This window comes from Burkholderia arboris, assembly GCF_902499125.1.
Taxonomy (GTDB): Bacteria; Pseudomonadota; Gammaproteobacteria; order Burkholderiales; family Burkholderiaceae; genus Burkholderia; species Burkholderia arboris.
This window is the reverse complement of record NZ_CABVPX010000012.1, coordinates 105,153-126,094: the sequence shown is the minus strand read 5'-3', so window position 1 is coordinate 126,094 and position 20,942 is coordinate 105,153. Positions and strand designations below refer to the sequence as shown.

Genomic DNA, 20,942 nt, shown 5'->3' with positions numbered 1-20,942 from the left:
AAAGCGGCGTCCGGATCGGCGCAACCCGTTCCGGTGACACCCCGTTTGCCGATATCATCGCTCCCTGTATCCGCAATCGAGCGGCGCCAGCCATGCGGCCGGCGCCGCGCGGCTTTTTCGGGGGAATTCATGACGGTGATCGTGGTGGCGAATCCGAAGGGCGGCGTGGGGAAGAGCACGCTGTCCACCAATCTTGCCGGCTATTTCGCGGCGCAGGGCGCCTGGGTCGCGCTGGCCGACCTGGACCGGCAGCAATCCGCGCATGCGTGGCTCGACCTGCGGCCGGCTGGCTTGCCGCCGATCGAGGCATGGGATCTCGACCCGGACGCGCCGTCGAAGCCGCCGCGCGGCCTCGAATACGCGGTGATCGATACGCCGGCCGGCCTGCATGGCACCCGCCTCAACCTCGCGCTGCAACTGGCCGACAAGGTGATCGTGCCGCTGCAGCCGTCGATGTTCGATATTCTCGCGACCCAGCAGTTTCTGGAGCGCCTGGCCGGCGAGAAGGCCGTGCGCAAGGGCAGCGTCGAGGTCGGGATCGTCGGGATGCGGGTCGATGCGCGCACGCGTTCGTCCGACCAGCTGCACCGCTTCGTCGAAGGGCTCGGCCTGCCGGTGCTCGGCTACGTGCGCGACACGCAGAACTACGTGCAGATCGCCGCGCATGGCCTGACGCTGTGGGACGTCGCGAAGAGCCGCGTCGAGAAGGATCTCGAACAGTGGCGGCCGATCGTCGAATGGGCCGAACGCCGTGCGCCGAAGGCGGACAAGGCCGAGAAGGTCGCCAAGGCGTCCTGAGCGTGCAGCCGCCGCGCGTGCGCGGGGCGAAATGAGAAGGGCCGGATCCCGTGCATTACGGGATCCGGCCCTTTGCGCATGAACGGCGGCCGGATTACGTCCAGTTCTGCGTCGGCACGTGATCGCGGTGGCCCTTGATCTTGTTGCCGTCGTCGATGAACACGAGCTTCGGCTTCCAGCCGGCCTGCAGTTCGGCTTCGTCGACCATCGCGAATGCCGCGATGATCACGAGGTCGCCGAGCTGCGCACGGCGCGCGGCCGAGCCGTTCAGCGAGATCATCCCGCTGCCGCGCTCGCCCTTGATCGCGTACGTCGAGAAACGCTCGCCGTTGTTGATGTTCCAGATGTCGATCCGTTCGTTTTCGACGATGTTCGAGGCTTCGAGCAGGTCTTCGTCGATCGCGCACGAACCTTCGTAGTGCAGTTCGCAGTGCGTGACCGCCGCGCGGTGGATCTTCGATTTGAGCATGTGGCGCTGCATGGTGTCTCCGTGATGCGTCGTGAGAGGCGCGGGCGGGCCGCCCGTCAGATTTCCAGGTTGTCGATGAGGCGCGTCGCGCCGAGCTTCGCGGCCGCGAGCACGACGAGCGGCTCGCCGGCTTCGAGTTCGGCGGCGCTCGGCGCGATCAGGTTCGCGCGGCGGCGGATCGACAGGTAGTCGGGCGCCCAGCCGCGCTCGGCCAGGTGCGTGCGGGCCTGTTGCTCGAGCTTGCCGAGGTCGCGCTCGCCGCCGAGCACGCTTTCGCGCATGCGCTGCAGCGTCTTCGCGAGTTCGGGCGCTTCCTTGCGCTCGTCGGTGGACAGGTAGCGGTTGCGCGACGACAGCGCGAGGCCGTCCTCGTCGCGCACGGTTTCGGCGGCGATGATGTCGACCGGCAGCGCGAGCTGCTGGCACATGCGGCGCACGATCATCAGCTGCTGGTAATCCTTCTTGCCGAACACGGCGACGCGCGGCTGCACGCAGGCCATCAGCTTCGACACGACCGTGCACACGCCGGTGAAGAAGCCCGGCCGGAATTCGCCTTCGAGGATGCCGCCGAGATCGTCCGGCGGCAGCACGCGGTATTCCTGCGGTTCCGGGTACATGTCGCGCTCGGTCGGCGCGAACAGCACGTACACGTTTTCCTTCTGCAGCTTCTCGATATCGTCCTGCAGCGTGCGCGGATACTTGTCGAAATCCTCGTTCGGGCCGAACTGCAGCCGGTTGACGAAGATGCTCGCCACGACCGGGTCGCCGTGCTGGCGCGCGAGACGCATCAGCGACAGGTGCCCTTCGTGCAGGTTGCCCATCGTCGGCACGAACGCCGTGCGGTTCTGTCCGCGCAGCTGGTCGCGCAGTTCATGGATCGAGCTGATGACTTTCATGATCGGGTAGCGGGTTCCTCGCGCAGGCGCGCGTTGGCGCCGCAGCAGCGGCGTCGGGGTCGAAGCGGAGAACGCCGGCGCGCGGGCGGCGCATCGGGCGTCGGCGGATTGTAGAGGATTTGGCCGCCGGACGCATCGATAAAAGAACGATCGTTCACTTTTTAGTCGGGCGTGCCGGAAACCCGCGGGACGGCCAGCCGCCGCGGCGAGACGGCGAAGCGGCGAGCGCCGGGATGAAGCGGGGAACGGGAAGCGGCGGGGCGGGCGTTACGCGGGCAGGTACGCGAGGCGCACGTAGATCGGCGCGAACGGCTCGGCCTGCGTGATCTCGAGGAGCGATTCGCGCGCGAGCTCGAGCATCGCGATGAAGTTCACGACGACGACCGGCACGCCGCGCGACGTGTCGAACAGGTCGGCGAACTCCATGAAGCGTGCGTTCTGCAGCCGGCGCAGGATCAGGCTCATGTGTTCGCGCACCGACAGCTCCTCGCGGGAGATCTTGTGGTGCTGGACGAGCTTCGCGCGCTTGAGCACGTCGGCCCACGCGCCGCGCAGGTCGTCCGAATTCACGTCGGGAAAGCGCGGCGTGACGCTTTGCTCGATGTACACCTCGGCGCGCAGGAAATCGCGGCCGAGCTGCGGCAACTGGTCGAGCCGCTGCGCGGCAAGCTTCATCTGCTCGTATTCGAGCAGCCGGCGCACGAGTTCGGCACGAGGATCTTCCGCTTCCTCGCCGGTGTCGGCCTTCTTGACCGGCAGCAGCATGCGCGACTTGATCTCGATCAGCATCGCGGCCATCAGCAGGTACTCGGCCGCCAGCTCGAGGTTCGACGTGCGGATCTGGTCGACGTAGCCCAGATATTGCGCGGTGACCTGCGCCATCGGGATGTCGAGCACGTTGAAGTTCTGCTTGCGGATCAGGTACAGCAGCAGGTCGAGCGGGCCTTCGAACGTCTCGAGGAAGATCTCGAGCGCGTCGGGCGGAATGTACAGATCCTGCGGCAGCTTGAAGAGCGGCTCGCCGTACAGGCGAGCGAACGCCGCGACACCGTCGACCGTGTCGGGCGTCGAATCGGCGCCCGCGGGCGCGGCGATCGCGTCGTCCTGCCGGGCGGCGCTGGCCTCGTCGGCGGCGCTCACGTCGTCAGAAGTTCTGGTAGTAGACGTACGACGTTTGCTTCACGCGCGATTCCTGCTGCTCGGCGCGCTCTTCGAGGTCGATCGGCTGCTTGTCCCACAGCAGGGAACGGCCCTTGCGCTGCTCATCTTCGAGCGTCGGCTTCTGCTGCTTGAGCTGGTTCAGGAACTGCGTGACGTCGGACTGGTACGGCATGGCTGGATCTTCCGTTTCGGGCGGCGCACGATGCGCCGGATTCGCGATGGCGGGATTTTACCGCATCGCGGGGAACAGCCGGCGCCAATCGCGCGTCGAAACCGCGGGCCGGTGCCGACAGGCATCGTGCGGCGGTCGTGCCGGACCTAGCACTCTTTCACATTCGTTTGGCTTTGGCGTCCGCGCCCTGTGGTCAAATACAGGGTTTTCCACGAAACCGTAACAATCCAGGACGGCGAGGTCATATTTGGCGGGGCAGTCGAACCAGCAAGCACACACGGCGCACGACGCGGGCCCGCGCGCAGTACGCGATCGCGCCGGCGCCGCGGCCCGTGTCGCGCGGACGACCCTGGCGGGTTGCCTCGTCGCGTTCTTCGCGCTGCCGGCCCATGCGAAGTACGACGTCGACATCGACGCGCCGCGCTCGATCCGCAAGCTCCTCAAGACGCATCTCGATATCGCGCGCTTCGCGAAGCGCGACGACATCAGCGACGACCAGTTCGACTTCCTCGTGACCGCCACGCCGCAGCAGGTGCGCGACCTGACCGCGACGGCCGGCTACTTCTCGCCGGTCGTGCGCACCGACGTGCGTACGCGCGACGGCAAGCGCGACGTGCGCATCGCGGTCGATCCCGGCAAGCAGACCGTCGTGTCGACGGTCGACCTGACGTTCAAGGGGCCCGTCGACACCGAGGATCCGAAGCAGGAGGCCGCGACCCGTTTCGCGTTCTCGCTGAAGCCGGGCGACCCGTTCACGCAGGCCGACTGGGACGGCGCGAAGGGCGCGGCGCTCAGGCAACTGCAGGCGCGCCGCTACATCGGCGCGAAGATCGTGTCGTCCGAGGCGCGCATCGATCCGCGCACGCAGCGCGCCACGCTCGCGGTGACGTTCGACAGCGGCCCGACGTTTACGATCGGCAAGGTCGATGTCGATGGAGTGCGTCGCTATCCGGAGAAGATCGTCACGAACGTCAATCCGCTATCGGAAGGCGAGATCTACGACGTGCAGCGGATCGCCGAATTGCAGCGGCAGTTGCAGAACACGCCGTACTACGCGAGCGTCGCGATCGACGTCGGCGACGATCCGGCGAAGCCCGAGCGCACGCCCGTGCACGTGAAGGTCAGCGAGTTCCCGTACAACAACATCCGTGGCGGCGTGGGCTTTGCCACCGACACCGGGCCGCACGTGCAGGGCTCCTATACGTATCTCGACACGTTCGGCGCCGCGTGGCCGCTGACCGTGTCGGGCCGGCTCGACCAGATCCAGCAGTACGGGCAGGTCCAGCTGTCGATGCCGCCGGGCGAGAAGGGCTGGACCAACAGCGTGCTCGCGTCGTACACGAACACCAACGTGTCGGATACGCGCATCTACAGCGCGCGGATCGGCGCGCAGCGCACGCGCACCGGCCAGTTCATCGACTATTCGTATTCGCTGATGTACTACCAGGACCGGCTCGACCAGAACGGCGCCGGGCCGACCACGAGCCGCGCACTCGTGCCGCAATGGGCATGGACGCGCCGCAACGTCGACGATCCGCTGTTCCCGCGCTCGGGCAACCTGATTCACGCGGAGGCCGGCTTCGCGGTCAAGGGCGTGCTGACCGACCAGACCTTCGTTCGCGGCTACGCGCGCGGCCAGCAGTACCTGCCGGTCGGCAAGCGCGACCTGTTCGTGTTCCGCGCGGAGCTCGGCGGCGTGTTCACGGGCGGCAGCTCGACCGGCGTGCCCGCGTCGCTGCTGTTCCGCGCGGGCGGCTCGAATTCGGTGCGCGGCTACGGCTACCAGAGCATCGGCAACAGCGTCGACGGCTCGGTGCTGCCGACCAAGTACCTGATGACGGGCACGGCCGAGTACCAGCACTGGTTCAACCGTGACTGGGGCGCCGCGACGTTCTTCGATATCGGCACCGCGACCGATGCGTGGGGCGAGCGCGTGTTTTACCCGGGCGTCGGCGTCGGCGCGCGCTGGCGCAGCCCCGTCGGCCCGATCAACGTCGACGTCGCATACGGGTTGCGCAACCATAGCGTGCGCCCGTACCTGACGCTCGGCATCGCATTCTGACCGTACCGCTTCCTCGACGACGAACCGCATGACGAAGGACCCGAACGACACGCCGCCGCCTCACGATCCGGACTCGCCCGACGGCGCGCCCGATACGCCGCCGCGCGCGCCGCGCCGCGGCCGCGCGGTGCGCGTCGTCGCGTGGACGCTCGCGACGGTCGTGCTGCTCGTCGTGCTGGCAGCGGGGCTCGTGGCGGGCGCGGTGATGACCGAGCGCGGCACGCGGCTCGCGTGGCAAGTGGCCGGGCACGTGCTCGGCGCGCGGCTCGCGGGTACGCTCGAAGGCGGCTCGCTCGCGACCGGCGTGCGGTTGCGCGGGTTCGCGTGGACGAGCCCCGACGGCACCGGCACCGAAATCCGCATCGACCGGCTCGACGGCCGCTGGGCGCTGACCCGCGCGCCGTGGCGGCTGTCCATTGCCTATCTTCGCGCCGGCACGATCGACGTGCGCATCCCGCCGGGTCCATCGACGCCGAGTACGACGCCGCAGGACCTGAGCCTGCCGCTGCAGTTGCGCATCGACGACCTGCGCGTCGATCACCTGGCAATCCACGATGGCGGGTCGACGACGCAGCTCGACCATATCGCGCTGAACGGCCGCAGCGACGGCCGTCACCATGAACTCGTGCTCGACGGCGTCGATACGCCGTACGGCGCGCTGACCGCGCGCGCGAAGCTCGACGGGGTAAAGCCGTTCGCGCTGACGGGCGAAGCCACCTACGCGGGCAAGCTGTCCGACGAGCCGGTCGACGCGCGGGCGCGCGTGTCGGGCTCGCTCGAGGCGCTCGTCGCCGACGTCAATGCGAGCGGGATGAAGCTGAACGGACGCGCACACGTCGAGGCCGCGCCGTTCGGCGCGGTGCCGCTCACGCGCGCGTCGCTCGCGTTCGACCACGTGAACCCGCAGGCGCTTTCACCCGGCGCACCGATGGCCGATCTCGCGGTGCGGGCGGAACTCGCGCCGGTGACCGCGCCGGCCGGCTCCGCGCCGGCGAAGGGTTTCGCGGTGACGGGCCCTGTGTCGATCGTCAACGCCAAGCCCGGCACGCTCGGCGACCATCTGCTGCCGGTGATCGACGCGCATGCGAGCGTGCTTCTCGACGCGCACGCGCAGCGGATCGACGATCTCGCGTTGAAACTGATCCGCGACGGCAGCGTGACGGGCAACGGCACGTTGAAGGGCGGCAAGGGCCGCTTCGACCTGAAGGTCGCGAACCTCGACCTGAACGCGTTCGTTGCCGAACTCCGGCCGATGCGCCTCGGCGGCCCGCTCGGTGTGACGCTCGCGGGCGACGTGACGACCGTCGACTTCAACCTGAACGACCCGAAGCTTGCGCTGGGCGCGCGCGCGAAAGTCGCGCTGACGCCGCAACAGACCGTGCTGACCGACGCGCGCGTGACGGCAGGCAAGGGCCGCATCGACCTGACGGGCGTGTTCCGTCACGACGCGCATTCGAGCTACGACGCGAAGGCCACGCTGACGACGTTCGATCCGCTGCTGCTCGCCGCGCTGAGTGCGCCGAAGGCCGGCGGCGGCAAGGCACCCGCCAAGGCGGCCAAGGCATCGGCCACGCGCGGCGAGACGCGCGTGTCGGGCACGTTGACGGCATCGGGCGCGTTCGCGCCGCAGGTGTCGACCAAGGCGACGTTCAAGCTCGGCGACAGCCTGTACGACGGCGTGCCGCTGACCGGTGCCGGCGTCGTGCAACTCGCCGGCTCGCGGATCCTGCCGAGCAATGCGACCCTGTCGATCGCCGGCAACCACGTCGACCTGCGCGGCAGCTTCGGCGCGCCCGGCGACCGATTGCGCTTCGTCGTCGACGCGCCGCAGCTCGACCGGCTCGGTTTCGGCGTCGAAGGGCTCGTGCAGGCGCAGGGCGACCTGACCGGCAGCTTCGCGCATCCGAACGTGACGGCTACCTACAAGGCCGAGCACGTCGTCGTCGGCTCGAACCGGATCGGTACGGCACAGGGCCGCGCGGACATCCGCGACGGCGCGCACGGCGCGCTCGTGTTCACGGCCGACGCGTCCGATATCGCACTCGGTTCGCTGAAGCTGAAATCGCTGCGCGCGAACCTCGACGGCACGCGCGCGAAGCACACGCTCGATGCATCGGCGCTCGGGATGGCCGGCGGCCGCGTGATCGACCTGACGCTCGCGGCGAACGGCGGCGTGGTCGAGAATCGCGACGGGATGCGCTGGGACGGTACCGTCACGCGCCTCGCGAACCGCGGCACACCGGCGCTTGCACTGCAGGCGCCGCTGACGGTATCGGCCGGCGCCGGTCGCGTCACGCTCGGCGCGACGCGGCTCACGCTCGAAGGCGCGGCGATCGACCTGAAGTCGTTCGTGTTCGATCACGGCCAGATGCGCTCGGCCGGTTCGGTGAGCGGCGCGTCGGTCGCACGTTTCCTCGAGGTTCGTCAGGAGCTGACCGGCCAGCGGCCGCCGGTGCGGACCGACGTCGTGCTCGATGCCGACTGGGATTTCTCGCTCGGCGCGAACGCGACGGGTTACGTGCAGGTGAAGCGCCGCGGCGGCGACGTCACGATCGAAAGCGGGCGCGGCATCGCGTCGCTCGGGCTGACCGACCTGTCGGCGCGCGCGAACTTCACGCCCGGCAACCGGCTCAACGTGACGGCGCTCGCGAAGGCGAGCCGGATCGGCACGCTCGACGCCAACGTCACGGTGCCGTTCGCGCTGCGCGACGGCGTGTTCGGCGTCGTCAACGACGGCCCGCTGTCGGGCCGCATCGACGCCGATATCCCCGCGCTGAAGACGACCGGCAACCTGTTCGGGCCGAGCTACCTGCTCGGCGGACGCGCGGCGCTGAAGCTGACGGTCGCCGGCACGCCGGTGAAGCCGAACCTGTCGGGGATGCTGACGGGCGACGATCTGTCCGCGACGCTCATCGACCAGGGCGTGCAGTTGAAGGACGGCATCGTGCGCGTGAAGCTGTCGGACAACCTCGTCGAATTCCAGCAAGTCGAGTTCCACGGCGGCGACGGCACGCTGCGCGCGCTCGGCCGCGTGCGCCTCGACGGCGAGGCGCCCGACCTGACCGCGAGCATCGTCGCGGACAAGCTCGAGCTGTTCGCGGCGCCGGACCGCAAGCTGTCGCTGTCGGGCAAGGCGACTGTCGCGAACGACGGGCCGCGCGGTGCGTTGTCGATCGACGGCAAGTTCGTCGTCGATCGCGCGCTGTTCGACCTGCCCGAGCAATCGGCGCCGCACCTGTCCGACGACGTCGTGATCGTGCAGCCGGACGGCACGGTGCGCGGCGAGACGCCGACGGGCACCGCGGTCGCGAAGCCGAAGCCGGTCGAGGACAAGCCGGCGCCGTCGCTCGCGCCGCGCGCGAACATCGACATCGGCCTCGGCAACAACTTCCGCTTCAAGGGCCACGGCGCGGATCTCGGGCTGCGCGGCACGATCACCGTGATGAGCGCGCCGGGCGTGCCGCTGCGCGCGGTCGGCAACGTGCGCGTGACCGAAGGGTCGACGTATACGTCGTTCGGCCGCAAGCTCGCGATCGAGAACGGCTTCTTCACGTTCAACGGCCCCGTGTCGAACCCGGGCGTCAACATCCTCGCGATGCGGCGCAACCAGGAGGTCGAGGCCGGCGTGCAGGTGACGGGCACGATCCAGTCGCTGACGGTCAAGCTCGTGTCGGAGCCGAACGTCACGGACAACGAAAAGCTGTCGTGGCTGCTGTTCGGGCACGGCACCGACCAGGGCAACAACGTCGGCCAGCAGGGTGCGATGACCGCGGCGCTCGGGCTGCTCGGCAGCGTGACCGGCAAGCGCGTCGCGCAGACCTTCGGTCTCGACGAGGTGTCGGTCGGCCGCAGCGAAGTCGGCCTGACCGATCCGCAGGTCGTGCTGGTGTCGAAGGCGATCAACGAGCGGTTCGTGCTCGGCTTCGAGCAGGGGCTGCAATCGGCGGCCAACGCGTTCAAGGCGACGATCAACCTGACGCGCTTCTGGTCGGTGTCCGCGTACGGCGGCACGTTCCAGGGCGTCGACCTGAACTACACGCGGCGCTTCGACCGGTGGTTCAGTCAACGGTGACGGCGGCCGCGGCGCGCGACAGGTGTGGCGCGCCGCGCCGATTGATTCCGCTGCGTGCGGTTTGTGCACCTATCCTTGACAATCGTTCAAATCATTCTAGATTGATCACGTTCGCGTGACCGGCGCCGAGCGGGCGTTCGACGCAATACGCGCGGGCGTTTCGATTTCGTCAACGATACGCAATGGGCTCGGAAGCGGCATGATCGGCGGGCGCGCGGCCGGCCGGACGCGTCACGTCTGCGTCGATGGCGTCACGCAGGAGCACGCCGATGAAAGCGGTACTGGCTCATGTGAGGCGGAACAGAGAGGACTACGAAAATCTTCCGCTGTTCGACCGGCTGCGCGACGATCGCCTGCCGCCGCTCGTGCGGCTCGAGTTCGTGCGCGGCTTCATGTTCTTCGTGATGGCGTTCGGCGACCTGAATCGCTACGTGCTGCGTGCGGAGCCGCCGGCCGACGCGTACCAGGCGCGCGTGAACGCGCATACGCGCGAGGACGATCATCACTGGCCGTGGTTTCTCGAGGATGTCGAGACGCTGGGCTGGAACGATGCGACGACGCTGATCGATACGCTGCGCATGCTGTGGAGCGAGCACACCCATCGTAGCCGTCTGCTGATGTACGAGCTGTGCGCGATCGTCGGCGACGCGGACGGCGTCGAGCGCCTTGCCGTCATCGAAGCGATCGAGGAAACCGGCAACGTGCTGTTTTCGCTGACGACGCATGTGGCCGCGCAGGTGCGTGCGCAGACGGGGCGCGAGCTGCGTTACCTCGGGGCGTTTCATTTCGCACTCGAGTCGGGCCACCTGCAGAACGGCGAGCACGCGGAACTGGCGTCGATCGCGCTGGGCGGCGACAGCCGCGCGCGCTGCATCGCGCTTGTCGATCGTGTGTTCCGTGCGTTTGCCGCGTGGACGCACGAAGCGGCGACGCAGATCGATATGGCCGCGGCTGGGGCCGATATCGTGCCGGTTGCGCGGAGCCTGCCATGAGTGCCGCGCTGCCGCGTCACGACGACCGCGCCGCATACGATATCGCCCGCGGCCTGTTCGTCGGACCCGCGATGCTGATCGCGCACCGGCTCGGCCTGTTTCGCCACCTCGACGAGGGGCCTGCGACCGTCGCCGCACTCGGCGATGCGCTCGGGCTCGCGCGCCGGCCGACCGAGGCGCTGGCGAATCTCGCGGTTGCGCTGGGTTTCGTGCAGTGCGACGCCAATCGCTATGCGCTGACGTCGCTCGGCGAGGACCTGCTGCTTGAACGGAGTCCGACGTACTTCGGCGCGTTCTGGGACCTGATGTACGACAACGCCGAGACGTTCTCGGTGGCCGGGCTCGAGGCCGCGTTGCGACGCGACGCGCCATGCGCGTACGGCGATGCGGACATCTTCCGCACGCATGAGCAGCAGGTGGAACTCGGGTTGCGCTTCATGCGTGCGATGGAAAGCCTGAGCGCGTCGCATGCGCCCGTGTGGCCGACGCGCATCGATCTCGGCGCGCATCGGCACATGCTCGACATCGGCGGGGGTTCCGGCGCGCACATCAAGGGGGCGCTGGCGACATGGCCGGCGTTGCGCGCGACGCTTTTCGATCTGCCGACCGGGTGCGAACTGGCCGCGCACTTCGTTGCCGCGCCGCCGTGGCAGGCGCGGGTGACCCTGCATCCCGGCGACATGTGGTGCGATCCGTTTCCGGACGCCGACCTGCATTTCTATTCGAATATCTTTCACGACTGGCCAGCCGGGCGCAACGCGTTCCTCGCCCGCAAGAGCTTCGACGCGTTGCCGCCTCGCGGCCGCATCGTGCTGCACGAAGTGCTTTACCGCGACGACAAGCGTGGCCCGCTCGCGGCACCCGCATACAGCCTGATGATGCTCGGGTGGACACAGGGCGAGCAGTACTCGGCGCGCGAGCTCGAAGCGCTGCTCGCGGACGCCGGATTCGTGTCGATCGAAACCGTGCCGAGTTTCGGCGATCATAGCCTCGTGACGGGCCGTAAGCCGTGACGATGCCGGTAAGGGCGCTTGTCGCGGAGAGGCGGTGCACGAACCTGGCGACACGCAGACATGAAAAAGCCCCGCACGAATCGTGCGGGGCTTTTTCTTCGCCAGCAGCGCGTGCGGCTTACTTCACGCGCATGCCGGGCTTCGCGCCGCTGTGCGGCTCGAGGATGTAGAGGCCCGGTTCCGCCTTCTCGTCGGTGGCCGATGCGGCGAGCACCATCCCTTCGGACAGGCCGAACTTCATCTTGCGCGGCGCGAGGTTCGCAACCATCACCGTCAGCTTGCCGACGAGTTGCTCGGGCTGGTAAGCGGACTTGATGCCCGAGAACACGTTGCGGGTCTTTTCCTCGCCGACGTCGAGCGTGAGCTGCAGCAGCTTGTCCGAGCCCTCGACGGCCTGGCACGCGACGATTTTCGCGATGCGCAGGTCGATCTTCGCGAAATCGTCGATCGAGATCGGCGCGTCGTCGGCGCCGTTCACGACCGCCTGCTTCGCGTTCGCCTTGGCATTGTTCTTCGCGTCCTTCGCGGCATTGGCGCCCGCGGCGGCCGCGCCGGTTGCCTCGGCCTGCAGCGAATCGCGGTTCGCGGCGAGCAGCGCTTCGATCTGCTTCGGATCGACGCGCGTCATCAGGTGCTGGTAAGCCTTGATCGGCTGCTCCGACGACAGCGGCTTCGCGGCGTCGGCCCATGCGAGCGGCGCGATCCCGAAGAACGCCTCGACCGCTTCGGCGACACGCGGCATCACCGGCTTCAGTGCGAGCGACAGCAGACGGAACGACTCGAGGCTCACGCTGCAGGTCTCGTGCAGCGCGACCGCGTTGGCCGGATCCTTCGCGAGATCCCACGGCTTTGCGCCATCGACGTACGCGTTCACTTCATCCGCGAGTTCCATCGTGTGGCGCAGCGCGCGGCCGTACTCGCGTGCTTCGTAGTTCGCGGCGATCTGCGGAATCGCATCGCGCAGCTTCGCGACGAGCGGGTGATTCATCGCGCTGTCCTGCACGCGGCCGTCGAAACGCTTGATCAGGAAGCCCGCCGCGCGGCTCGCGATGTTCACGTACTTGCCGACGAGATCGCTGTTCACGCGCGCCTGGAAATCGTCGAGGTTCAGGTCGATGTCTTCCATCGTCGCGTTCAGCTTCGCGGCGAAGTAGTAGCGCAGCCACTCGGGGTTCAGGCCCGTGTCGATATAGCTCTGCGCGGTGATGAACGTGCCGCGCGACTTCGACATCTTCGCGCCGTCGACCGTCAGGAAGCCGTGCGCGAACACGTTGGTCGGCGTGCGGTGGCCCGAGAACTCGAGCATCGCGGGCCAGAACAGCGTGTGGAAGTACAGGATGTCCTTGCCGATGAAGTGGTACTGCTCGGCCTTCGAGCCCGGCCGGATCCACGCGTCGAAGTCGACGCCGTTGCGGTCGCACAGGTTCTTGAAGCTCGCGTAGTAGCCGACCGGCGCGTCGAGCCACACGTAGAAGTACTTGCCGGGCGCGCCCGGGATCTCGAAGCCGAAGTACGGCGCGTCGCGCGAGATGTCCCAGTCGGCGAGCTTGGCTTCGCCGGCATCGCCGAGCCACTCGCGCATCTTGTTGGTTGCTTCGGGCTGTGCGAGGCCGCTCACCCAATCGCGCAGGAACGACTCGCAGCGCGGGTCGGACAGGCGGAAGAAGTAGTGCTTCGAGGTCTTGCGCACCGGCGTCGCGCCTGACACGACCGAGTACGGGTTCAGCAGTTCGGTCGGCAGGTAGGTCGAGCCGCACACTTCGCAGTTGTCGCCGTATTGATCCTTCGCGTGGCACTTCGGGCACTCGCCCTTGATGAAGCGGTCCGGCAGGAACATTTCCTTGACGGGATCGTACGCCTGCTCGATCTCGCGCTCGGCGATCAGGCCGGCGTCCTGCAGCGCGAGGTAGATCTTCTCGCTCAGCACGCGGTTCTCGTCCGAGTCGGTCGAGTAGAAATTGTCGAACGACACGCCGAAGCTGTCGAAGTCGCGCTTGTGTTCGGTCCACACGCGATCGATCAACTGCTTCGGGGTCAGGCCTTCCTTCTCCGCGCGCAGCATGATCGGCGTGCCGTGCGTGTCGTCGGCGCCGATGTAGTAGACCTCATGGCCATGCATTCGCAGCGTCCGCACCCAGATGTCGGTCTGGATGTACTCGACCAGGTGGCCGATGTGGATCTGCCCGTTGGCATAGGGCAGTGCGGACGTTACGAGGATCTGGCGGCCGCCTTGCGGCGCCGCAGCCTGCACGGAAGTGAGGTCGGATGCGGACATAGGGTCTGTAGAGGAACAGCGGAAAAACAACGGGAAAGTGCGATTCTAGCAGGGGCGCGGGCCGGCGATGCGAGCCGGCGCCGCGGACCGGGCGCCGGAAGGGGCGGGGCCGCGCAAGCAGCGTGCCTGGCGAGGTTGTGCTGCGTTGCAACACGCATTTTGCAGGCAAAAAAAACCGGGGCGGATACGGCCCCGGAGCAACAACGACAAGAGGAGAATGGTGACGCGCCGGCAACACCAGCCACGTACCGTAAATACTGACCACGGCCTGCGACAGAAGTTCGAAAATTTTTTCGATTCGTTACCGGGCCCGCCGGAAGCCTTGTCCGGCGGGGCCCCGCGGGCAGCGCGCCCGCGTATTCCCCTCGTCGTGCGCTTACTGCGCCTGGGCTGCGCGCAGGTAGATCTCGACGCGGCGGTTCTGTGCGCGGCCGGCTTCGGTCGCGTTGTCCGCGATCGGGTTCGACGGGCCCATGCCCTGGGCCGACAGGCGGCCGCCGTTCACGCCGCGCTGGGCGAGTGCGTTCACGACGCTTTGCGCGCGGTTCTGCGACAGCGTCTGGTTCAGCTGCGCCGAGCCCGTGCTGTCGGTGTAGCCGACGATCGAAGCCGTGACTTGCGGGTTCTGGTTCAGCGTCGTGGCCAGGTCGTTCAGCAGCGGCGTGAAGGCCGGCGTGATCGCGTACTGGTTCGTCGCGAACGTGACCGAGCTCGGCACGTTCAGCTTCAGCGAGCCGTCCGGCTGCTCGGTGACCTGCGTGCCCGTCTTCGCTGCCGACGGCGCGAGCTTGTTCTTGATCGCCTGCCAGTTGTAGCCCGTCACGCCACCGACCAGTGCGCCGACGCCTGCGCCGATCGCCGCGCCCTTGCCGCCACCCGCCAGCGCGCCGATGCCTGCGCCCAGCGCCGCACCCGTGCCGGTACCGACGGCCGTGTTGTTGCCTTGCTGCGTGGCGCAGCCTGCCAGCAGTGCGCCGGCCAATGCGAAGACGGACAAGCGGGTCGCGATTTTCATGTTCATCTTGGATTCCTCTCTTGGTTGAACGAGTCGACAACGACGACAACAGTTACGGCTCCCTGCGCGGACCACCCGAAAAAGCAGGGTCGCCCGGCGCTTGCGGCAGCCGCCGAGGCGGCCGCATGCCCTGTCCGCCAGCGTGGCTGTTCAGACAGCGCGACGCGTCAGCCTCTACAATATAGGCGGTTAGTGGCCGATTTGGCCCTATAGCGTGCCGCACGCGAAGAGTGCGCCGGGCCGCGCGTTCGCGCAATGGCATGCAACAGATTCTTTCACTTTTCCCGATTTTCGCAGCGTAATTTGATATTTTTTGACGTTTGCGCGCGAGAAAAACGTTTTCATGGAGTTTCGATGAGCATTGACCGGGCACAAGTCGACGCCGCGCTGGCGGCAGTCGTCGACCCCAATACCGGCCGCCCGTATGCGGCGAACAAGGGCGTGCGCAACGTCGCGATCGACGGCGATGTCGTGACGCTCGACGTGGTGCTCGGTTACCCCGCGCGCAGCCAGCACGACGACGTGCGCGCGCGCGTCGCCGCCGCGCTCCAGGCCGTGCCGGGCGTGCGCGACGCACGCGTCGCGGTGTCGCAGGACATCGTTGCGCACACGGTGCAGCGTGGCGTGAAGCTGTTGCCGAACGTGAAGAACATCGTCGCGGTCGCGTCGGGCAAGGGCGGCGTCGGCAAGAGCACGACGGCCGTGAACCTCGCGCTCGCGCTGGCCGCGGAAGGCGCGTCGGTCGGCATCCTCGACGCGGACATCTACGGCCCGTCGCTGCCGACGATGCTCGGCATCCACGGCCAGCGCCCCGAGTCGCCGGACAACCAGTCGATGAACCCGCTCGTCGGGCACGGGCTGCAGGCGAACTCGATCGGCTTCCTGATCGAGGAAGACAACCCGATGGTGTGGCGCGGCCCGATGGCGACCTCCGCGCTCGAGCAGCTGCTGCGCCAGACCAACTGGCGCGAGCTCGACTACCTGATCGTCGACATGCCGCCCGGCACCGGCGACATCCAGCTCACGCTCGCGCAGCGCGTGCCCGTCACCGGCGCGGTGATCGTCACGACGCCGCAGGACATCGCGCTGCTCGACGCGAAGAAGGGCCTGAAGATGTTCGAGAAGGTCGGGATCCCGATCCTCGGCATCGTCGAGAACATGAGCATCCACATCTGTTCGAACTGCGGCCACGAAGAGCACATCTTCGGCGCCGGCGGGGCCGAGCGGATGGCGAAGGACTACGACGTGAACGTGCTCGGCAGCCTGCCGCTCGACATCGCGATCCGCGAGCGCGCCGACAGCGGCACGCCGACGGTGGCGGCCGATCCGGACGGCGCGCTGGCGCGCCGCTACCGCGAGATCGCGCGCGGCGTCGCGCTGGCAATTGCCGAGCGATCGCGCGACATGACGTCGAAGTTCCCGTCGATCGTTGTTCAAAATACGTAAAACCCTTGCGGGGCGGGGCCTTACGCTGTTTACGGCGCCGCGAGGCGCGGTATCATGGCGACTTTTCCCGGGTCCCTTTACCCGCCCGGCGCGGCCGCCGTGTCAAACGGCCGTCAGCCGGCATGAGGATCGAATGAAACAACGACATCACGGCGTGCGCGCCGGCCGCGCGCAGCGCGCGCTGCTGGCCGCCGCCGCGCTGGGCCTGCTGGCCGGCTGTACCTCCTTTTCCTCGTCGCACGAAAAACGGGCCGATGCACAACTGCAGCCGACGGTCGGCGCGCAGGCGCGCGGCGCGGTGACGTTCGTCGAGCGCCCGGACGGCGTGCAGGTGACCTACAACCTGGTCGGCCTGCCGCCGAACAGCGACCACGCGCTGCAAGTGCACGAGCGCGGCGACTGCAACGCGGGCGACGGCTCGAGCGCCGGCCAGGTGTTCGCGCCGGCCGCCGACCGGCTGCGCGCCGGCGCACGCGTCGCCGGCGATCTCGGCAACATCCATGCGGATGCGAACGGCGTCGCGGCCGGCTTCATCGTCGCGCCCGATCTGGCCCTCGATGGCGTGCGCTCGGCGATGAGCCGTGCGGCGCTGGTGCACCGCGACCCGAGCGACCCGGCGTTTCCGCACCATGGCGCGGGGCCTGCGCTGGCCTGCGGCGTGATCCGTTGACGGCCGCCGCGTGCGCCGGCCGATGATCGCGTAAAATGTCCGCCTTTCCCGGCCGCTGCCTTGCGCGAGCGGCCCTCCCTGACTGTCACGCAGCGTTTCCTGGCGCCCCGATATGAGTATCAAGTCCGACAAATGGATTCGGCGCATGGCCGAAGAGCACAAAATGATCGAGCCGTTCGTGCCCGATCAGGTCCGCGCGTCCGAGGACGGCCGCCGGATCGTCAGCTACGGCACGTCGAGCTACGGCTACGACATTCGCTGCGCAGACGAATTCAAGATCTTCACGAACATCAACTCGACGATCGTCGATCCGAAGAACTTCGACGAGGGTTCGTTTGTCGATTTCAAGGGCGACGTGTGCATCATCCCGCCGAACTCGTTCGCGCTGGCCCGCACCGTCGAATATTTCCGGATCCCGCGCACCGTGCTGACCGTCTGCCTCGGCAAGTCGACCTATGCGCGCTGCGGGATCATCGTCAACGTGACGCCGTTCGAACCCGAGTGGGAAGGCTACGTCACGCTGGAATTCTCGAATACCACGCCGCTGCCCGCGAAGATCTACGCGAACGAAGGCGTCGCACAGGTGCTCTTCTTCGAGAGCGACGAAGTGTGCGACGTGTCGTATGCCGATCGCGGCGGCAAGTATCAGGGGCAGCGCGGTGTCACGCTGCCGAAAACCTGATCTGGTTGCATAACGTCTCACCAGTTTCCGGGTGACCGCTGCGCGTGACGCGCCGCGGTCGTTCTTTTTGGAGAATCGCCCATGAAGTTTCGTTTCCCCGTCGTCATCATCGACGAAGATTTCCGCTCCGAGAACATCTCGGGCTCCGGCATCCGGGCGTTGGCCGAAGCGATCGAGAAGGAGGGCGTCGAAGTCCTCGGCCTCACGAGCTACGGCGATCTGACGTCGTTCGCGCAGCAGTCGAGCCGCGCGTCGTGCTTCATCCTGTCGATCGACGACGACGAACTCATGCTCGGCGAGACCGGCCAGGACGGCGAGCTGCCCGAGCTCGCGACCGCGATCATCGAGCTGCGCGCGTTCGTCACCGAAGTGCGCCGCCGCAACGCGGACATCCCGATCTTCCTGTACGGCGAGACGCGCACGTCGCGCCATCTGCCGAACGACATCCTGCGCGAACTGCACGGCTTCATCCACATGTTCGAGGACACGCCGGAGTTCGTCGCGCGCCACATCATCCGTGAAGCGAAGGTCTATCTCGACTCGCTCGCGCCGCCGTTCTTCAAGGAACTCGTCAAGTACGCGGACGAAGGCTCGTACTCGTGGCACTGCCCGGGCCACTCGGGCGGCGTCGCGTTCCTGAAGAACCCGCTCGGCCAGATGTTCCACCAGTTCTTCGGCGAGAACATGCTGCGCGCGGACGTCTGCAACGCCGTGGACGAACTCGGCCAGCTGCTCGATCACACGGGCCCGGTCGCGGCGTCCGAGCGCAATGCGGCGCGCATCTTCAGCGCCGACCACCTGTTCTTCGTGACCAACGGCACGTCGACGTCGAACAAGATCGTCTGGCACGCGACGGTCGCGCCGGGCGACATCGTGCTGGTCGACCGCAACTGTCACAAGTCGATCCTGCACGCGATCACGATGACGGGCGCGATCCCCGTGTTCCTGACGCCGACGCGCAACCACTTCGGCATCATCGGGCCGATTCCGCGCGACGAATTCAAGCCGGAGAACATCCGCAAGAAGATCGAGGCGAACCCGTTCGCGCGCGAAGCGATGCGCGAGAACCCGGACATGAAGCCGCGGATCCTGACGATCACGCAGAGCACGTACGACGGCGTCGTCTACAACGTCGAGATGATCAAGGACCTGCTCGGCGACCTGCTCGACACGCTGCACTTCGACGAAGCGTGGCTGCCGCACGCGACGTTCCACGATTTCTACCGCGACATGCACGCGATCGGCGACGGCCGTCCGCGCACGGGCGCGCTCGTGTTCGCGACGCACTCGACGCACAAGCTGCTCGCGGGCATTTCGCAGGCATCGCAGATCGTCGTGCAGGATTCGGAGAACCGCACGTTCGACAAGCACCGCTTCAACGAGGCGTACCTGATGCACACGTCGACGAGCCCGCAGTACGCGATCATCGCGTCGTGCGACGTCGCGGCCGCGATGATGGAGCCGCCGGGCGGCACCGCGCTCGTGGAGGAATCGATCGCCGAGGCGATCGACTTCCGCCGCGCGATGCGCAAGGTCGACGCCGAATACGGCGACGACTGGTTCTTCAGCGTGTGGGGCCCGGACAACCTGTCCGAGGAAGGCATCGGTTCGCGCGAAGACTGGATGCTGAAGCCGAACGACCACTGGCACGGCTTCGGCTCGCTGGCGGAAGGCTTCAACATGCTCGACCCGATCAAGGCGACGATCATCACGCCGGGGCTCGACGTCGACGGCGAGTTCGGCGAGACGGGCATTCCGGCCGCGATCGTCACGAAGTACCTGGCCGAGCACGGGATCATCGTCGAGAAGACCGGCCTGTACTCGTTCTTCATCATGTTCACGATCGGCATCACGAAGGGCCGCTGGAACTCGATGGTGACCGAGCTGCAGCAGTTCAAGGACGACTACGACAACAACCAGCCGCTGTGGCGCGTGCTGCCGGAATTCGTCGCACAGCATCCGCGCTACGAGCGCGTCGGCCTGCGCGACCTGTGCACGCAGATCCACGACGTGTACCGCGCGAACGACATCGCCCGCCTGACGACGGAGATGTACCTGTCGGACATGGAGCCGGCGATGAAGCCGTCCGACGCGTTCGCGAAGCTCGCGCACCGCAAGATCGACCGCGTGCCGCTCGACGAGCTCGAAGGCCGCGTGACGAGCATCCTGCTCACGCCGTACCCGCCGGGCATTCCGCTGCTGATTCCGGGCGAGCGCTTCAACAAGACGATCATGAACTACCTGCGGTTCGCGCGCGACTTCAACGAGCGTTTCCCGGGCTTCCACACCGACATCCACGGCCTCGTCGCGGAAGAGGTGAACGGCCGCGTCGAGTACTTCGTCGACTGCGTGCGCGACTGATGGCGACGTACGGACGATTCCGGGCGATGCGCGCGGCGCTGGCCGCGCTCGTCGTCTGGGCGGCAGGCGCGGCGGGGCTGGCAGGGCCGGGCGCCGCGCACGCGGAAGTCGCGGCGGCCGATCCGATCGACGTCGCGATGCGGCAATGCCTCGCGCGGCGCGACCGGTCGTCGCCGGCCGGCCAGATCCAGTGCATGGGCGAAACGCAGCAGCAGTGGCAGGCCGTGATGGACGGCGCGTACCAGCGCCTGTTGAAGGATGCGCCGGCCGATGCGAAGCGCGGCTGGCAGGACAGCCAGCGCCATTGGCTCACGTGGCGCAAGGACGAAGTGCATCTGCTGAAGGCCGTGTACGACACGACGCGCGGCACCGCGTATGCGATGTCGAGCGCCGATCTGCAGCTGCAGCCGGTGCGCGATCGCGCGCTGGCGCTGCGCGGCGCAGCCGATCGCTATGCGCCGCAGCCGCCCGCCGCGGTACCGGTCGCGGCAACGAGCGGCGCGCAGGGTGGTGCGGGCGCGGCGGCCGCGCCGGCCGGCGGCAAGCCGGCGAACGCGCCGCGCGATCCGGCCGTGCGCCGTGTGCGGCCCTGTGCGCAGGATGCCGCATGCGAGCACGCGATATTCGACCTGAACCGCTATTACCAGAAACTGCGCCGCAAGATGTCCGCGCATTCGGCCGCGACGCTCGTCCGCGCACAGCGTGCGTGGGTGGCGTTCCGCGACGCGACGGCGCCGCTCGTCGGCGAGGACGGGCGCGTCGACCTGATCGGCGCGCGCATCGCGACGATGAAGCGTCTGTCGGAGACGGCCGGCAACCAGTAAGGCCGGTGCGACGCCGGCAGGTTGGCGACACGAC

16 protein-coding genes are annotated in these 20,942 nt (G+C 67.7%); 10 read left to right on the top strand and 6 right to left on the bottom strand.

Annotated elements, in window-relative coordinates; all coding sequences use genetic code 11:
* Window positions 1-129 precede the first annotated feature (129 nt).
* Window positions 130-798 (top strand): ParA family protein, encoded by a 669-nt coding sequence (locus BLA15945_RS16690; RefSeq protein WP_174992951.1) that lies wholly within the window; start codon window positions 130-132, stop codon window positions 796-798.
* A gap of 94 nt (window positions 799-892) precedes the next feature.
* Here the strand turns inward: BLA15945_RS16690 and panD are convergent, their stop codons facing one another.
* The 4 genes from panD to BLA15945_RS16670 all read right to left on the bottom strand — a co-directional run bounded on the left by panD (window position 893) and on the right by BLA15945_RS16670 (window position 3,496).
* Complete coding sequence (gene panD / locus BLA15945_RS16685; RefSeq protein WP_031398432.1) at window positions 893-1,279, bottom strand: aspartate 1-decarboxylase; 387 nt, start codon at window positions 1,277-1,279, stop codon at window positions 893-895.
* Window positions 1,280-1,323: 44 nt separating this feature from the next.
* The gene (gene panC / locus BLA15945_RS16680; protein WP_059233459.1) at window positions 1,324-2,163 is read right to left on the bottom strand and encodes a pantoate--beta-alanine ligase; all 840 of its coding nucleotides are present in this window, start codon (window positions 2,161-2,163) and stop codon (window positions 1,324-1,326) included.
* A 267-nt stretch (window positions 2,164-2,430) separates the two neighbouring features.
* Window positions 2,431-3,303, bottom strand: coding sequence for a segregation and condensation protein A (locus tag BLA15945_RS16675; RefSeq protein WP_059233460.1), 873 nt, complete (start codon window positions 3,301-3,303; stop codon window positions 2,431-2,433).
* 4 nt (window positions 3,304-3,307) lie between these two features.
* Complete coding sequence (locus BLA15945_RS16670; protein ID WP_011352889.1) at window positions 3,308-3,496, bottom strand: DUF3460 family protein; 189 nt, start codon at window positions 3,494-3,496, stop codon at window positions 3,308-3,310.
* Between the two features lie 247 nt (window positions 3,497-3,743).
* Here BLA15945_RS16670 and BLA15945_RS16665 point away from each other — a divergent pair, with 247 nt between their 5' ends.
* The 4 genes from BLA15945_RS16665 to BLA15945_RS16650 all read left to right on the top strand — a co-directional run bounded on the left by BLA15945_RS16665 (window position 3,744) and on the right by BLA15945_RS16650 (window position 11,635).
* On the top strand, window positions 3,744-5,558 hold the full coding sequence (locus BLA15945_RS16665) for an autotransporter assembly complex protein TamA (protein ID WP_059233461.1): 1,815 nt from the start codon (window positions 3,744-3,746) through the stop codon (window positions 5,556-5,558).
* A gap of 28 nt (window positions 5,559-5,586) precedes the next feature.
* The gene (locus BLA15945_RS16660; protein ID WP_174992950.1) at window positions 5,587-9,630 is read left to right on the top strand and encodes a translocation/assembly module TamB domain-containing protein; all 4,044 of its coding nucleotides are present in this window, start codon (window positions 5,587-5,589) and stop codon (window positions 9,628-9,630) included.
* 269 nt (window positions 9,631-9,899) lie between these two features.
* Complete coding sequence (locus BLA15945_RS16655; protein WP_174992949.1) at window positions 9,900-10,622, top strand: hypothetical protein; 723 nt, start codon at window positions 9,900-9,902, stop codon at window positions 10,620-10,622.
* Entirely contained in the window at window positions 10,619-11,635 is a 1,017-nt protein-coding gene (locus BLA15945_RS16650) for a methyltransferase (RefSeq protein ID WP_174992948.1), read from the top strand. Before BLA15945_RS16655 ends, BLA15945_RS16650 begins: the two co-directional genes overlap by 4 nt.
* 118 nt (window positions 11,636-11,753) lie before the next feature.
* Here the strand turns inward: BLA15945_RS16650 and metG are convergent, their stop codons facing one another.
* Window positions 11,754-13,910, bottom strand: coding sequence for a methionine--tRNA ligase (metG, locus tag BLA15945_RS16645; protein ID WP_174992947.1), 2,157 nt, complete (start codon window positions 13,908-13,910; stop codon window positions 11,754-11,756).
* Window positions 13,911-14,286: 376 nt separating this feature from the next.
* Window positions 14,287-14,931: an OmpA family protein gene (locus tag BLA15945_RS16640; protein ID WP_059233466.1), complete on the bottom strand. Its 645-nt coding sequence runs from the start codon at window positions 14,929-14,931 to the stop codon at window positions 14,287-14,289.
* A 348-nt stretch (window positions 14,932-15,279) separates the two neighbouring features.
* Between BLA15945_RS16640 and apbC the strand changes: the two genes are divergently transcribed.
* From apbC to BLA15945_RS16615, 5 genes are all read left to right on the top strand, one after another.
* A complete protein-coding gene (apbC, locus tag BLA15945_RS16635; RefSeq protein ID WP_059233467.1) occupies window positions 15,280-16,371 on the top strand; it encodes an iron-sulfur cluster carrier protein ApbC in 1,092 nt (363 codons plus the stop codon).
* Window positions 16,372-16,504: 133 nt separating this feature from the next.
* On the top strand, window positions 16,505-17,041 hold the full coding sequence (sodC, locus tag BLA15945_RS16630; RefSeq protein WP_059233468.1) for a superoxide dismutase [Cu-Zn]: 537 nt from the start codon (window positions 16,505-16,507) through the stop codon (window positions 17,039-17,041).
* 112 nt (window positions 17,042-17,153) lie between these two features.
* On the top strand, window positions 17,154-17,723 hold the full coding sequence (gene dcd, locus BLA15945_RS16625; RefSeq protein WP_006398615.1) for a dCTP deaminase: 570 nt from the start codon (window positions 17,154-17,156) through the stop codon (window positions 17,721-17,723).
* 81 nt (window positions 17,724-17,804) lie between these two features.
* Window positions 17,805-20,084 (top strand): arginine/lysine/ornithine decarboxylase, encoded by a 2,280-nt coding sequence (locus tag BLA15945_RS16620; protein WP_059233469.1) that lies wholly within the window; start codon window positions 17,805-17,807, stop codon window positions 20,082-20,084.
* A complete protein-coding gene (locus BLA15945_RS16615) occupies window positions 20,084-20,908 on the top strand; it encodes a lysozyme inhibitor LprI family protein (protein ID WP_174992946.1) in 825 nt (274 codons plus the stop codon). The genes BLA15945_RS16620 and BLA15945_RS16615 overlap by 1 nt, the downstream gene beginning before the upstream one ends.
* The last annotated feature ends 34 nt before the right edge of the window (window positions 20,909-20,942 follow it).

Bases quoted from the DNA above. Each gene is read 5' to 3' on its own strand.
- metG (WP_174992947.1), bottom strand. From the start codon at position 13,910: ATGTCCGCATCCGACCTCACTTCCGTGCAGGCTGCGGCGCCGCAAGGC.
- BLA15945_RS16640 (WP_059233466.1), bottom strand. From the start codon at position 14,931: ATGAACATGAAAATCGCGACCCGCTTGTCCGTCTTCGCATTGGCCGGC.
- BLA15945_RS16655 (WP_174992949.1), top strand. From the start codon at position 9,900: ATGAAAGCGGTACTGGCTCATGTGAGGCGGAACAGAGAGGACTACGAA.
- BLA15945_RS16660 (WP_174992950.1), top strand. From the start codon at position 5,587: ATGACGAAGGACCCGAACGACACGCCGCCGCCTCACGATCCGGACTCG.
- BLA15945_RS16670 (WP_011352889.1), bottom strand. From the start codon at position 3,496: ATGCCGTACCAGTCCGACGTCACGCAGTTCCTGAACCAGCTCAAGCAG.
- BLA15945_RS16620 (WP_059233469.1), top strand. From the start codon at position 17,805: ATGAAGTTTCGTTTCCCCGTCGTCATCATCGACGAAGATTTCCGCTCC.
- sodC (WP_059233468.1), top strand. From the start codon at position 16,505: ATGAAACAACGACATCACGGCGTGCGCGCCGGCCGCGCGCAGCGCGCG.
- BLA15945_RS16615 (WP_174992946.1), top strand. From the start codon at position 20,084: ATGGCGACGTACGGACGATTCCGGGCGATGCGCGCGGCGCTGGCCGCG.
- panC (WP_059233459.1), bottom strand. From the start codon at position 2,163: ATGAAAGTCATCAGCTCGATCCATGAACTGCGCGACCAGCTGCGCGGA.
- dcd (WP_006398615.1), top strand. From the start codon at position 17,154: ATGAGTATCAAGTCCGACAAATGGATTCGGCGCATGGCCGAAGAGCAC.
- apbC (WP_059233467.1), top strand. From the start codon at position 15,280: ATGAGCATTGACCGGGCACAAGTCGACGCCGCGCTGGCGGCAGTCGTC.
- panD (WP_031398432.1), bottom strand. From the start codon at position 1,279: ATGCAGCGCCACATGCTCAAATCGAAGATCCACCGCGCGGCGGTCACG.
- BLA15945_RS16690 (WP_174992951.1), top strand. From the start codon at position 130: ATGACGGTGATCGTGGTGGCGAATCCGAAGGGCGGCGTGGGGAAGAGC.
- BLA15945_RS16650 (WP_174992948.1), top strand. From the start codon at position 10,619: ATGAGTGCCGCGCTGCCGCGTCACGACGACCGCGCCGCATACGATATC.